The following is a 12,945-nucleotide window of genomic DNA, read 5'->3' on the forward strand; positions in this document are numbered from 1 at the left end:
GCGGCCACTCTCCGTCGCCACGGACGTCGTCGTCCGGCATTCTGCTACACGTGGTTCGTCTCGCCACCTGGATGGACGCGTACAACGCCACGATCGTGCGCGGCTACAGTACCGACAGTGACCAAGCTCCGCGGCCGGTCTGTCGCCTTGCTGACAGGGCTCGGCGTGGTCTCGGTGGTGGCGTTTCTCGTGCTCACCCCGACCGACCACGACGAACCCGGCCGCGCCGACGTCGCGGACCTCCGCGACGAAGTGATCAGATTCACCTCGACCCTGCGCGAAGACCCCCGCTACCGGCCACCGGACGCGGCCGAGAGCACCGTCCTCGCGGACGCCGTGCGCCGACTCGGCACCGGCGCGCCCGTGCCCGCCATCGCCGACGAGGTGCGACCGCTCGGCTACGCGCTCAGCACTGGCACCGACCCCGACACCGGCCGCCCCTACGCCCTGCTGGCCAACGAACCCGACACCGAACGCGGCTGGGGCCTCTACATCGTCGACCTGTCCCGACCAGCACGGCTCGTGGTCGAGGTACCCCATCCGGTCAACGACCTGGGCACACCGGACATCGGACTGGAACTGTTCCGCCAGACCCCGGGCGCGGTGCTCGCCGTCGCGGGCACCCACCGCCGCGCCGCCAACGGCGCGGGCGACGTCGCCCACCGCACGGACTCGATGTTCCACGCCGTCGCCGAGACCCTCGCCGCGCGCGGTCTGCCCCAGATCCAACTGCACGGCTTCGACGACGCCACCCAGCCCGACGCCGACATCGTGCTGTCCCCCGGCGCGAGCGACGTGACCTCGGCGCTGCGCACCGCCGCGGACCGCATGTCCGACGCGGGCCTCGACGTGTGCCGGGCATGGACCCAGAACTGCGAGGGCCTCGAAGGCAGACGCAACCAGCAGGGCCGCGCCGCCGCCGACCTCGGCGCGTCCTTCATCCACGTCGAGATGAGCCGAACCGTCCGCGACGACCGCGACCGCTGGTCGAAGGTCGTCCGCGCCCTCCACGCCGCCGACTTCGCAGGCGGCGCCTGACAACGGAAGCCGCGCAACGGCCCGACCGAGGCCGAGATCGCGAAATCCTGCCGCACGGGCATGCAAGGCCATAAACTGTCGGTCCAGGTCAGCCCGTGAGCCGCTCCACTCGCGCCAGTGACTCGCGAAGGTTCTCCTCGGTGGTGGCCGCCCGCGCCTCGTCCGGGGAGAGCCAGCGCAGCGGGGCGTCGGGCCGCTCCGGCCGGGCGGCGTCGGGCAGGTCGGTGGCCAGCACGAACCGCAGGTCGGCGTGCTCGTGCTCGGGTTCGTCGCCCTTCGCCGCCACCGGCACGATCACCACATGCCGGATCGCCGCGTCCGGCCACGGCGCCAGGTCGGGCAGACCGGTCTCCTCACGACCCTCCCGCAGCGCGATGGCCACCGGGTCGCACTCGCCCGGGTCCGCGTGCCCGCCGACGTGCAGCCACGCCTGCTGGCGCTGGTGCCAGCGCAGCAGGATCCGCCCGCTGCCCGGGTGCACGATCAGCGCGGACGCGGTGATGTGCAACGAAGTCATCCGGTGCCACGGGTCGTCCGTGGCCGCCAGGAGCGCCCGAACCCGCTCGACGTCGGCTTTCTCGGTCGGGCCCTGCGGGCGGTACCGGGACAGCAGATCGGCGACGGAGCGACTGACGGTGACCATCGAGCCAGCCTAGAGATAATCACTCCGACCCGGCCGGGCGAGTTGATAGCTTCGGCCGAGTGAGCCGGACAACCACACCCCAGGTGCTGATCTTCGACGCGGACGACACCCTCTGGGAGAACAATGTCCTGTTCGAGCGCGTCATCGAGGACTTCCTCGACTGGCTCGACCATCCGACGATGGACCGGCACCAGATCCGCGGCGTGCTCGACGACATCGAGACTGCCAACGCCGTCACCCACGGCTACGGCTCCAAGATGCTCCTGCGCAGTCTGCACGACTGCTTCACGCGCCTGCGCGACCGCCCGGCCACGACGACCGAACATGCCCGCATCAACCAGCTCGCCACCGCGTTGATCGACCACCAGGTAGACCTCATCCCCGGCGTAGCCGACACCCTCACCGACCTCGGCGACCGCCACGCGCTGCTCCTGCTCACCAAGGGCGACGTCGAAGAACAGCGGCGCAAGCTGGACGCCTCCCAGCTCGCCCACCACTTCCGGGACGTGCACATCGTCACCGAGAAGGACGTCGCCACCTACCGCGACATCATCGCCCGCCACGGCCTGCGGCCCAGCACGACCTGGATGATCGGCAACTCCCCCAAGTCCGACATCGTCCCCGCCCGCGCGGCGGGTCTCAACGCCGTGTTCATCCCCAATGACAACACCTGGATCCTCGAACACGCGGTCTTTGACGAGTCCGACAACCAAGTCCTCGCCCTACGCGCCTTCACCGACCTCCTCGACCACTTCTGACCACCCTCCTCAGCAACCAGATCGACTTTTCACCACTGGGGCAGGTGTCACCATGGGCCGGGGCTGCCCGCCCGCCAGGCGCCACTCCCGACCCACCCAAACCCCACCCCGTCTTGGCTTGTTCTTGACCTCTGCCAGATCTGCCCCGATTTTCCACCAGCCACTCATTATCTTGATAGTGGAAAGTTGATAATAAGACGGAGAGATCGACATGTAGGTAAATAGTGCCAAACAGGCGGAATCAGGCACGAAAGGTGACCGGCGCTCACCCGGGAGAATCGGACATAAAGGATGGGCCCTCGGGGCGGCTAGCGTCCCCAAGGGCCCATCAGAGCATCAACCCACCCGGCGTCAGGTACGCGTCTCCAGGGTCTGCACGTCCTGCATCAGCGTCGGCCTGCGCATCCACGCCCCGTGCGGGCGGGCGAGCAGCGCGTCCAGCGGTTCCGGCTTCCCCAGGTGGAACCCCTGCGCGACCCGCACCCCGAGCCGCGACAGCGCCTCCACCTGCGTGGCCCGCTCGACCCACTCGGCGACCACCGACAGCCCGAGGCCGCGCGCGATGTCGACCAGCCCCTGCACCAGCACGGTGTCGCGGCTGCCGTAGTCGATCCCGTGGATGAACTCGCCGTCGATCTTGAGGCCGGTGATCGGGAGCTGCTTGAGGTGCACGAACGAGCCGAAGCCGGAGCCGAAGTCGTCGAGGGTGATCCGGCAGCCGCTGGCCCGCAACTGCTGGGACAGACTCCGCGCGGCGTCGAGGTTGGTGACCGCTGCGGTCTCGGTGATCTCGAAGCCGAGCCGCCCGGGGGCCACGCCCGCGGCGGTGAGCCGATCGAGCACGAAGTCGCCGAAGTCCTCGTCCTCCAGGGTGCGCCCGGAGACGTTGACGTTGAACCGCAGCCCGGGATACGGGTGCTCGACCAGGGTCTGGATCGCGGTGCCCGCCACCCAGCGGTCGATCTCGCACACCAGGTCGCTGCGCTCGGCGGCGAGCAGGAACTCCCCCGGCCCCAGCCGCGGCTCCTTGCCGTCCTCCAGCCGCAGCAGCAGTTCGTGGCCGATGATCCGGCCGCTGCCCAGCTTCACCATCGGCATCGCGTGCAGCACGAACCCGCCGTGCTTGAGCGCCGCGCGGACCCGTTCGACCACGGTGACCCGCAGCGCCGTGTCCTGGTAGTGCCCCTGCTCGTAGACGGTGACCCGATTGCGGCCCGCCGCCTTGGACGCGTACAGCGCCATGTCGGCGTTGGCCAGCACCTCCTGCCAGCCCGCGCCCGAGTCGAAGGTGGCGATGCCGATGCTCACGGTGATCCGGCTGGCCGCCGCGACGCCGCTCATCGGGATCGCCGCGATCGCGTTGCGCAGCCGGTCGGCCACGGCGACCGCGGACCGCTCGTCGGTGTCGGCGAGCACCGCGGCGAACTCGTCGCCCGAGAGCCTGCCGAGCACCTGGCCGCCGCCGATCCGGTCGCGCAGCAGCGAGGCCAGCAGACACATCACGCGGTCGCCGGTGGGGTGGCCGTGCAGGTCGTTGACGTCCTTGAAGTGGTCGAGGTCGAGCAGCAGGAACGCGCCGCGCGCGCCGAGCGCGAGCTGGCGTTCCAGCTCCCTGGTGAGCGCGCGCCGATTCGGCAGGCCGGTCAGCGGGTCCTCGTCCACCAGGCGCAGCAGCTCGTCCTGGCGCGCGGCCAGGCCGCTCTCGTCCAACTCCCTGGTCCGCCATCGGGTGACGTCCGTCACTCGGTAGAGGAGCTGGTCGTCACCGGAGGGTGTGCACCGGATTTCGAGCCAGCGGTAGCCGGAGCCGTTGGCCGCGGGAAGTGGGATCACCACTTCGTCGTCGCGGGGCTCGCCGGGCGCGCCTGCCAGCAGTGCGGTCAGCGAGCGGCCGGAACTCTGCTCGACGGTGAGGCCGAGCAGCTCGGCCATCGCCGGGTTGACCCACCGCACGTGGCTGCGGAGGTCGGTGAGCGCGAAGGCGGTATCGGTGGCGGCCAGGATCGCCGCCGGGGTGGTGGCTGGATCCGTCACCCGATACCCCTCACCCATTGTCGTGGGGACATGGGCACGAAGCGTAGTGGACCGATGCTTCTCAGCGCAGGCGCTCAAGGCCCTTGGCGCTGATCTTGATCGCTTCGGCAAGCGTACGCAGCTCCGCCGAGGTGGCACCATCCTGCGCGGCCGTGACGACGTCCTCGGCGGCGCAGCGGAGCTGGAAGAGCCGATCCTGCAGGTCAGCGAGTTCCGCGGCGGACAGCACGACCGTGTCCTCGGGCAGTCCGCCGCGCTGCACGGCGGTCCGCCGCTCGTAGGCGCGCTGCCTGCACGACTGGGCACAATAACGCCGCGGCCTGCCCGCGCCCTCGTCACCGGGCAACTGCCGACCGCACCAGCCGCAGTGCCGGGGTTCGTGGCGCCGCCGGACCGGCTCCATCTGTGGGGTAACGACCGCCATAGCCCGAAACGCTAGCCGGACACCCGGAGTGCACCCCACCGCCACGCCGCTGAGGCACACTCAGCGGGTGCAGTCCGACCATGGGTTTCTCGCCGGGCCGTATCCGCGCGCGTTCGTGCACCGCGGCTGGCATAGCGCCGAACACGCCGATGACGGCCTCGCCGGGATGGAGAACTCGCTGTCCGCGTTCCGGCGCGCGGTGGCCGAGGGGTACCGCTACCTGGAGACCGACGTCCACGCGACCAGCGACGGCGTGGTGGTCGTGCACCACGACGAGGTGCTCGACCGCACGACCGACGGCGCGGGCGCGGTGGCCCGACTGCCCTGGGCGAGCGTGCGCCGGGCCAAGATCCGCGGCCGTGAGCCGGTCAGCAGGCTGGAGGACCTGCTGGAGGAGCTGCCTGACGCGCTGGTGAACATCGACGTCAAGGCCGAGCGGGCCGTCGAGCCGCTGCTCGCCGTGCTGCGGCGGACCAACGCGCTGGACCGGGTGTGCCTGGCGTCGTTCTCGGAGGCGCGCCTGACCCGGGTGCGCAAGCTCGCCGGGCCCGGGGTGCTGACCTCGATGGGGATGCGCGCGATGGCCGCGTTCTGGGCGTCGGGCAGGCTGCCCCTGCCCGCGCGCCGCGCGCCGCGGCCGCTGGTGGCGCAGGTCCCGGTGCGGCACGGGAGGCTGACGGTCGTCGACAAGCGGCTGGTGGCGGTGGCCCGCAGGCGCCGCGCCGAGGTGCACGTGTGGACCATCGACGCCGCCCCGCAGATGCACGAACTGCTGGACCTCGGCGTGGACGGGCTGATGACCGACCGGCCGCAGGTGCTCAAGGACGTGCTGATCGAACGCGGGTTGTGGACGCACGCCTAATCTTTGGACTCGGCCTCGCATCGGTCACCCGGTTGGGGTAGACGGGCAAGTACTCTCCGCGTGCCGGGCGCGAGTGACCCCGGTTACGGCGTCATTCCGCGGAGGCGGCCTTGAGCATGGTGGACGACAGCACCGGAACCGCGGACGACGAGGCCCGCAAGCGCGAACAGCGGGCCTGGTGCTGGTACGACTGGGCGAACTCGGTGTTCCCGACCTCGGTCACCACCGTGTTCGGCTCGCTCTACCTCACCGCGGTCGCCGCCGAGGCCGCCAAGGCCGACCCGCGCAACGGGCCCAACCCGTGTCCGGCGGACGCGGCGGGCAACACCGACAAGCTGCGCGACTGCGACATCAGCGTGTTCGGCCTGGACTTCGCGGCCGGGTCGCTGTGGGGCTACCTGCTCTCGGTGGCCACCGTGATCCAGGTGCTCATCGTGCCGCTGATGGGCGCGATCGCGGACCGGTCGAGCAACAAGAAGCCCATGCTGGCAGGCTTCGCCTTCGGCGGGTCGGTGGCCACCGTCGCGATGGCCCTGGTCAGCGGGGACAACTGGGAACTGGGCGTCGTCCTGTTCATCCTCGGCAACATCTGCTATGGCACGTCAGTGGTGATCTACTACTCGTTCATTCCCGAGATCGCCACGGCCGACGAGCGCGATGGCCTGTCCACCCGCGGCTGGGCGTTCGGCTACCTCGGCGGCGGTGTGGCGCTCGCCATCCAGCTCGTGATCTACCTGTTCCGGGACAGCTTCGGGATCACCGAGGGCAACGCCGCGCAGATCGCGTTCCTGCTTTCGGGCATCTGGTGGGCGCTGTTCACGATCATCCCGCTGCGCAGGCTGCGCGGACACAGTGAGCGCACCGTGGTCCCCATGGAGGGCTCGGTGGTCACCGCGGGGTTCCGGGAACTGCGCGACACGCTGCGCCACGCCCGGGCCTTCCCGCTGACCCTGGCCTTCCTCGGCACGTACCTGATCTACACCGACGGCATCTCCACCGTCGCGAACGTCTCCGCCCAGTACGGCAGCGAGGAGCTGAAGTTCGAGGCCGACGTGCTGATCACGACGATCCTGATCGTGCAGTTCGTCGCGTTCTTCGGCGGACTGCTGCACGGGCTGGTCGCCCGCCGGATCGGCGCCAAGCGGACGATCATGGGCAGCCTGGTGGTGTGGGTCTTCGTCATCGCGGCGGCCTACTTCGTCCAGGCGGGCCAGGCAGTGCAGTTCTACCTGGTCGCGGGCGGTATCGGGCTCGTGCTCGGCGGCACCAACGCGCTGTCGCGGTCGCTGTTCAGCCAGATGGTGCCCCCCGGCAAGGAAGCGCAGTACTTCGCGGTCTACGAGGTCGGCGAGCGGGCCACCTCGTGGCTCGGGCCGCTGGTCTTCGCGATCACCGCGGGCGCCACCGGGTCCTACCGGTACGCGATCGTCTCGCTGGTCGTCTTCTTCGTCGTCGGGCTGGTGCTGCTGTACTTCGTTCCGGTCCGCCGGGCGATCCAGGCGGTCGGCAACCCCGAGCCCGCGCTCCTGTGACGCCTGCGGTGCCCTAGGGTTTCGGCCCGTGACCGCGAGCATCCAGCCCAGCCCGGCGTCCGGCGCCGACCCCACCGACGCGCTGTCGGCCGTGCCCGCCGCGGGAGCGCGCCGGGCGATGCCGGTCGTCGGGCACCTGCGCTTCTACTACGGGCCGATGGACTGCGGGAAGTCCACGCTGGCGCTGCAGGTCGACCACAACCACGCGCGCCAGGGCAGGCGCGGGCTGTTGCTGGTGCACCTGGACCGCTCGGGGCTGCCGCAGATCTCCAGCCGCATCGGCATCACCCGCCAAGCCGTCGAGGTGCACGCCGGGGTCGACCTGCACGCGCTGGTCCGCGCGCAGTGGGCGGTGGGCGCGCGGGTGGACTACCTGATCGTCGACGAGGCGCAGTTCCTGACCCCGGCCCAGGTCGACCAGCTCGCCGAGCTGGCCGACGACTCGCAGGTCGACGTGTACTGCTTCGGCATCGCGACCGACTTCCGCAGCACGCTGTTCCCCGGCTCGCGGCGGCTGTTCGAACTCGCCGACGAGCTGCAGCCCGTCCAGGTCGACGTGCTGTGCTGGTGCGGCCTGCCCGCGCGGTTCAACGCCCGGGTCCAGCACGGCGCGGTGACACGGGCCGGGGACACCGTCCTGGTGGCGGACACGGAGCCGGCCGGTGTTCACACGGACAGTGAACGCGCTGGTGAAAGCGATTCGACTACTGTACGTTATCAAGTGCTGTGCCGCCGACACTTCCGTCTGGGCGACCTGGGCGGCAGCCCCGGGGTCCAGGGCCAGCTCTCGTTCGCCTGACCGGCGAGCGTTCGGATAACATCCCCCAGACGGGTGAGATGTTCGTGTCGAATGTGCGATTAGGCGTCACAAACCGGGCGCGGTGGCATCCCATGGGAGGATGCTGTTGTTGACGGGTGAAGCATGTCACCCTGAGCAATCGCGACGGACGATCCGGGAATCCGTTCCTTGATCCAGACGTTGCTCTGGGTAAGCAACACCCCTGGCTCACCTCGTGGGCCGAGCGAAAGGACACCGCCATGGCCGACCGTGTGCTCCGTGGTAGCCGGCTGGGAGCGGTCAGCTACGAGACTGACCGCAATCACGACCTGGCCCCGCGCCGAACGGTCCGGTACGCGTGCCCGAAGAACCACGACTTCGAGGTCCCGTTCTCCGACGACGCGGACGTACCCTCGGTGTGGGAATGTCGGCTGCACGGCACCGAGTCCAAGATGCTCGACGGTACCGACCCCGAGCCGAAGAAGGTCAAGCCGCCACGCACGCACTGGGACATGCTGCTGGAGCGGCGCACGATCCCGGAGCTGGAAGACCTGCTGACCGAGCGCCTGCAGGAGCTGCGCGGCAGGCGCAGCCGCAGCGCCTAACACGCCACCCACAGACCGACAGCCGCCCGGGTCTCCCCCACTCGGGCGGCTGTCCTGTGTCCGGGGCCGGTCAGCCCCGCAGGCGCAGCAGCGACTTGACCTGGTTGCCCCGGCGGCGCAGGCCCCACTTGGTGACCCGCCACAGTGCCTCGCGCACGATGTTGCCGCTCATCTTGGACTCGCCGCGCTCGCGCTCGGCGAAGGTGATCGGGACCTCGACGACGGTGAAGCCCGCCTCGATGGTGCGCCAGGCCAGGTCGATCTGGAAGCAGTAGCCCTGCGAGGCCACGTTGTGCAGCTTCAGCTTCTCCAGGACGGCCCGCCGGTAGGCGCGGTAGCCGCCCGTGATGTCGTGGACCTTGGCGCCCAGCGCGAGCCGGGAGTACAGGTTGCCGCCCCGGGACAGGAACTCGCGGCTCTTGGGCCAGTTGACGACCTTGCCGCCCGGCACCCAGCGGGACCCGAGGACGAGGTCGGCGTCGGTGAGGGCGTCGAGCAGCCGCGGGAGGTCTTCCGGGGCGTGGGAGCCGTCGGCGTCCATCTCCACGATGACCGCGTAGTCGCGCTCCAGTGCCCACTCGAAGCCCGCGATGTAGGCGGCGCCGAGGCCCGCCTTCTCGGTGCGGTGCAGCACGTTGACCCGGTCGTCGGCGCGGGTCAGCTCGTCGGCGAGGTCGCCGGTGCCGTCGGGGCTGCCGTCGTCGACCACCAGGACGTGCGCCTTGGGCAGGACGGCGTGCAGCCGCTCGACGATCGGGCCGAGGTTGTCCCGCTCGTTGTAGGTCGGGATCACCACCAGGACCGGTTCGAGCTGCCCTTGGCCGTGCGGCTGGTCCGCCATCCGTTTCCTCCTCGCCGACCGTGCGCGCACGGTCGGACCCGATCCGTCTACTCGTGATTGTCCGCGGCGGGCGACACGTCCCGCGCGGCGGACCGCCTGCGCCTGCCGGTCGCCAGTGCGAAGACCAGCGCGGCGAGGCTCGCGGCCACCATGGCCCGCTCGGGCCATGCACCCAATCGGTCCGCCATGGTAGTCGCTGTCCGCAGCGGCACTCGCTGCACCAGGGCCGCGGGGGTGAAAAGGTCGGTGCGCTGGGTCACCGTGCCGTCTGGGAGCACGATCGCACTGACGCCGCTGGTGGCGGCCACGATCACAGTGCGGCCGTGCTCGACGGCCCGCACCCGGTCCATCGCGAGCTGCTGGTAGGTCATCTCGCTGCGGCCGAAGGTGGCGTTGTTGGTGGGGACCGCGAGCAGGTTGGAGCCGTTGAGCACGGACTCGCGGACGACGTCGTCGAAGGCGACCTCGTAGCACGTGACCAGGGCGACCCTGGCCCGGTCCATGGCGAACACGGTGGCCTCGTCGCCCGCGGCGAAGTTGTTGGCGCGGTCGACCGTGGCGCTGAAGATCCGAAAGAACTCGCGCATCGGCATGGTCTCGCCGAAGGGCTGCAACTGGCGCTTGGTGTACTCGTCGGTCGGGCCGCGGCCCGGCTCCCACAGGATGACGGTGTTGCGGGGCCGCCCGTCCTCGCCGATGACGACCGAGCCCACCGCGATCGGCACGCCGATGTCCGCGGTGGCGCGGGCGATCCGCTCGTAGGCGTCGCGGTTGCGGTAGGGGTCGATGTCGGAGGCGTTCTCCGGCCAGATCACCAGGTCGGGCTGGGGCGCGCGGCCCGCGCGCACGTCGGCGGCCAGTTCCTCGGTGCGCTTGACGTGGTTGTCGAGCACGGCCCGGCGCTGCGAGTTGAAGTCGAGGCCCGCGCGCGGCACGTTGCCCTGGATCGCGGCGACGGTGACCTCTCCCGCGTCGGGTGTGACGCTGACCAGCGGGATCGCCGCGAGTCCGGCGGCGAGCGGCAGCACGGTCGCCAGGGCGGGCAGCAGGACGGCCCGGCTGCCGGTGGCCAGGCGGCGGACGAGTTCGCCCAGGCCGAAGCCGGTGAGGGTGACCGCGAGCGCGATGAGCGGGGTGCCGCCGACCACGGCGAGCGGCAGGTACAGGCCCTCGGGCTGGCCGAAGGCGAGCTTGGCCCACGGGAACCCGCCGAACGGCGCGACCGAGCGCAGCGCCTCCCCCGCGACCCACAGCAGCGCGGCCCACACGACCCAGCCGCGCAGCCGGGACACCACGGCGATCGCCGCGCAGGCGACCGCGACGAACAGCGCCTCGGTGAGGCTCAGCGGCAGCCAGGCGATCGGGCCGACGAACACGCCGGTCCAGGCGAGCAGCGGGGTCATCAGGCCCATACCGAACAGCACGCCATAGCCGAAGCCCGCGCGGGCGCGGCGGCCGTGCAGCAGCAGTCCGAGGACGGCGAACCCGAGCGGCGCGAGCCACCAGGTGGGCCGCGGCGGGACGGCGAGGAACACGAGCCCGCCCGCAACGAGCGCGGCCAGCGACCGCAGCAGGACGTCCCGGCGCCGTCCGCGAGCGGGGGCGACGTGGGCGACGTGGGCCTCGTCGGGCGCCGAGGACACAGCGGGGGCGGTCACCTGCACAGCGTACGGGGGGTCACCTGAGACCGGCGCGGCGGGAAACGGCCGCGCGGGCGGGCCCAAGTCTCATGGTTGAGTCGAGAGTGAGACTTTCGGCGTCCGCGCAGGTCGGAGGCGCGCTGGTAGCGTCGTGGCGTGACGATCTCCGAACCGCCCACCTGCAGGCGCCTGGTCGACCTGAGCCACCCCGTCCGGCACGGCATGATCACCTATCCCGGTCTCCCCGGCCCGGAGATCAGCGCGCACCTGAGCCGCGCGGCATCCCAGGCCACCTACGCGCCGGGCACGGAGTTCCATATCGGGCGGATCTCGATGGTGGCCAACACCGGCACCTACGTGGACAGTCCGTTCCACCGGTTCGACGGCGGCACCGACCTGGCGGGCCTGCCGCTGGAGCGCCTCGCCGACCTCGACGCCGTGGTGGTGCGGGTCGCGCTGGACGGGGCACGCGCGATCGACCGGGCCGCGCTGCTCGGGCACGAGGTGGCGGGCCGGGCGGTGCTGCTGCACACCGGGTGGGCCGCGCACTGGGGCACCCCGGCGTACTTCGAGGGCCACCCGTTCCTCACCGCCGACGCGGCGGACTGGCTGGTCGAGCGGGGCGCCGCGCTGGTCGGCATCGACAGCCTCAACATCGACGACACCGCGGGCGGCACCCGGCCCGCGCACACCGCGCTGCTGGCCGCGGGCATCCCGATCGCCGAGCACCTGCGCGGCCTCGACGCGCTGCCTGTCGCCGGGTTCCGGTTCCACGCGGTGCCCGCCCCGATCGAGGGATTCGGCACGTTCCCCGTGCGCGCCTACGCCGTGATCTGAGCCTCGGCCCGGACAACCACCAGCGGGCAGGTGGCGTGATAGATCAGCGCCTGGCTGGTCGAGCCGTGCAGCATGCCGGTGAACCCGCCGTGGCCTCGGCTGCCCACCACCAGCAGTCGCGCGTCGGCCGAGTGTTCGAGGAGGCTGCGCACCGGGCGGTCCCGGCTGACGACCCGGCGGACGGTGACGTCCGGGTACTTCTCCTGCCACCCCGCGAGCCGCTCGGCCAGCGACGCGCGCTCGCGGCTCTCGACCGCGTCCCAGTCGACGTCGAACCGCTGGGCGTAGGCGTCCGCGGCGAACTCGATCCAGGTGTGCACGGCGACCAGGTCGGCGCCGCGGCCGGAGGCCTGGTCGAAGGCCACCGCGAGCGCGGGCTCGCTGGTGGGCGACCCGTCGACGCCGACGATCACCGGCCCGTCGGTCGGTGGCGGCGTGTCGGCGGTGCGGCCCCGGATCACCGCGACCGGGCACAGCCCGCGGGCGGACAGGGCGACGGCGGTGGAGCCGACCAGGATGCCGCTGAACCCGCCCAGGCCCCGCGAACCCAGCACGACCAGGCAGGCGTTCGCGGACTCCGCCACCAGCGCGGGCACGGCGTCCGCGGTCTGCAGGTCGCGGTCGACCACCAGGTCAGGATGGTCGGCCAGCACCGCGTCCCGCACCTCGGCGAGCATGCGGCGCCCGCCTGCCTCGACGGTGTCGAGGAAGCCGTGCGGCGCGCCGAAGCCGCCCGCGTGCGCGTACGCGGCGACGTCGACCGCGTGCACCAGCCGCAGCGGGACCTGCCTGCGGGCGGCCTCGGCGGCGGCCCAGCGGACGGCGTGCAGCGCCGAGGTCGACCCGTCGACACCCGCCACGACCGGCGGACGGGAGAGGGTGGCGCTCATCCTGGTGACTCCTCGGGGTGGGGCGCGCGGTCGGCGCAACGCCGTCCGGGGTCACGGGACGGT

13 protein-coding genes are annotated in these 12,945 nt (G+C 71.4%); 7 read left to right on the forward strand and 6 right to left on the reverse strand.

The features are described 5' to 3' along the window. Window positions 1–117: 117 nt before the first annotated feature. The gene (locus tag ACT4N7_RS10490; protein WP_444828453.1) at window positions 118–1,038 is read left to right on the forward strand and encodes a hypothetical protein; all 921 of its coding nucleotides are present in this window, start codon (window positions 118–120) and stop codon (window positions 1,036–1,038) included. A gap of 88 nt (window positions 1,039–1,126) precedes the next feature. On the opposite strand, the gene ACT4N7_RS10495 is transcribed toward ACT4N7_RS10490, so the two are convergent. Then, entirely contained in the window at window positions 1,127–1,681 is a 555-nt protein-coding gene (locus ACT4N7_RS10495) for an NUDIX hydrolase (protein WP_444828454.1), read from the reverse strand. 59 nt (window positions 1,682–1,740) lie between these two features. Here ACT4N7_RS10495 and ACT4N7_RS10500 point away from each other — a divergent pair, with 59 nt between their 5' ends. Next, window positions 1,741–2,439 (forward strand): HAD family hydrolase, encoded by a 699-nt coding sequence (locus ACT4N7_RS10500; protein ID WP_444828455.1) that lies wholly within the window; start codon window positions 1,741–1,743, stop codon window positions 2,437–2,439. 351 nt (window positions 2,440–2,790) lie between these two features. On the opposite strand, the gene ACT4N7_RS10505 is transcribed toward ACT4N7_RS10500, so the two are convergent. Both ACT4N7_RS10505 and ACT4N7_RS10510 read right to left on the reverse strand, forming a co-directional pair. Beyond that, entirely contained in the window at window positions 2,791–4,473 is a 1,683-nt protein-coding gene (locus ACT4N7_RS10505; protein ID WP_444828456.1) for a putative bifunctional diguanylate cyclase/phosphodiesterase, read from the reverse strand. A gap of 61 nt (window positions 4,474–4,534) precedes the next feature. Then, a complete protein-coding gene (locus ACT4N7_RS10510; protein ID WP_444828565.1) occupies window positions 4,535–4,876 on the reverse strand; it encodes a hypothetical protein in 342 nt (113 codons plus the stop codon). An 88-nt stretch (window positions 4,877–4,964) separates the two neighbouring features. Between ACT4N7_RS10510 and ACT4N7_RS10515 the strand changes: the two genes are divergently transcribed. From ACT4N7_RS10515 to ACT4N7_RS10530, 4 genes are all read left to right on the forward strand, one after another. Continuing rightward, on the forward strand, window positions 4,965–5,759 hold the full coding sequence (locus ACT4N7_RS10515; protein WP_444828457.1) for a glycerophosphodiester phosphodiesterase family protein: 795 nt from the start codon (window positions 4,965–4,967) through the stop codon (window positions 5,757–5,759). A gap of 116 nt (window positions 5,760–5,875) precedes the next feature. After that, on the forward strand, window positions 5,876–7,291 hold the full coding sequence (locus ACT4N7_RS10520) for an MFS transporter (RefSeq protein ID WP_444828566.1): 1,416 nt from the start codon (window positions 5,876–5,878) through the stop codon (window positions 7,289–7,291). A 28-nt stretch (window positions 7,292–7,319) separates the two neighbouring features. Continuing rightward, window positions 7,320–8,090: a thymidine kinase gene (locus ACT4N7_RS10525; RefSeq protein ID WP_444828458.1), complete on the forward strand. Its 771-nt coding sequence runs from the start codon at window positions 7,320–7,322 to the stop codon at window positions 8,088–8,090. A gap of 239 nt (window positions 8,091–8,329) precedes the next feature. Beyond that, window positions 8,330–8,674 carry an RNA polymerase-binding protein RbpA gene (locus tag ACT4N7_RS10530; protein ID WP_444828459.1) on the forward strand — a complete coding sequence of 115 codons (345 nt, stop codon included), beginning with the start codon at window positions 8,330–8,332 and terminating at the stop codon, window positions 8,672–8,674. Window positions 8,675–8,744: 70 nt separating this feature from the next. On the opposite strand, the gene ACT4N7_RS10535 is transcribed toward ACT4N7_RS10530, so the two are convergent. Both ACT4N7_RS10535 and lnt read right to left on the reverse strand, forming a co-directional pair. Then, a complete protein-coding gene (locus tag ACT4N7_RS10535; protein WP_444828460.1) occupies window positions 8,745–9,515 on the reverse strand; it encodes a polyprenol monophosphomannose synthase in 771 nt (256 codons plus the stop codon). 47 nt (window positions 9,516–9,562) lie between these two features. Further along, on the reverse strand, window positions 9,563–11,173 hold the full coding sequence (gene lnt, locus ACT4N7_RS10540; protein WP_444828461.1) for an apolipoprotein N-acyltransferase: 1,611 nt from the start codon (window positions 11,171–11,173) through the stop codon (window positions 9,563–9,565). A gap of 138 nt (window positions 11,174–11,311) precedes the next feature. Here lnt and ACT4N7_RS10545 point away from each other — a divergent pair, with 138 nt between their 5' ends. After that, window positions 11,312–11,992, forward strand: a complete 681-nt coding sequence (locus ACT4N7_RS10545) for a cyclase family protein (RefSeq protein WP_444828462.1) — start codon at window positions 11,312–11,314, stop codon at window positions 11,990–11,992. Here ACT4N7_RS10545 and ACT4N7_RS10550 read toward each other — a convergent pair. Next, window positions 11,977–12,882 carry a universal stress protein gene (locus ACT4N7_RS10550; protein WP_444828463.1) on the reverse strand — a complete coding sequence of 302 codons (906 nt, stop codon included), beginning with the start codon at window positions 12,880–12,882 and terminating at the stop codon, window positions 11,977–11,979. The two genes, ACT4N7_RS10545 and ACT4N7_RS10550, sit on opposite strands and share 16 nt — an antisense overlap. Between the last annotated feature and the right edge of the window lie 63 nt (window positions 12,883–12,945).

Source organism: Actinokineospora sp., assembly GCF_052390155.1.
Classification (GTDB): Bacteria; Actinomycetota; Actinomycetes; order Mycobacteriales; family Pseudonocardiaceae; genus Actinokineospora.

What these genes read in the sequence shown, in the direction of transcription:
- ACT4N7_RS10495 (WP_444828454.1), bottom strand. Translation starts at nt 1,681, where the DNA reads ATGGTCACCGTCAGTCGCTCCGTCGCCGATCTGCTGTCCCGGTACCGC.
- ACT4N7_RS10510 (WP_444828565.1), bottom strand. Translation starts at nt 4,876, where the DNA reads ATGGAGCCGGTCCGGCGGCGCCACGAACCCCGGCACTGCGGCTGGTGC.
- ACT4N7_RS10520 (WP_444828566.1), top strand. Translation starts at nt 5,876, where the DNA reads ATGGTGGACGACAGCACCGGAACCGCGGACGACGAGGCCCGCAAGCGC.
- ACT4N7_RS10530 (WP_444828459.1), top strand. Translation starts at nt 8,330, where the DNA reads ATGGCCGACCGTGTGCTCCGTGGTAGCCGGCTGGGAGCGGTCAGCTAC.
- ACT4N7_RS10535 (WP_444828460.1), bottom strand. Translation starts at nt 9,515, where the DNA reads ATGGCGGACCAGCCGCACGGCCAAGGGCAGCTCGAACCGGTCCTGGTG.
- ACT4N7_RS10550 (WP_444828463.1), bottom strand. Translation starts at nt 12,882, where the DNA reads ATGAGCGCCACCCTCTCCCGTCCGCCGGTCGTGGCGGGTGTCGACGGG.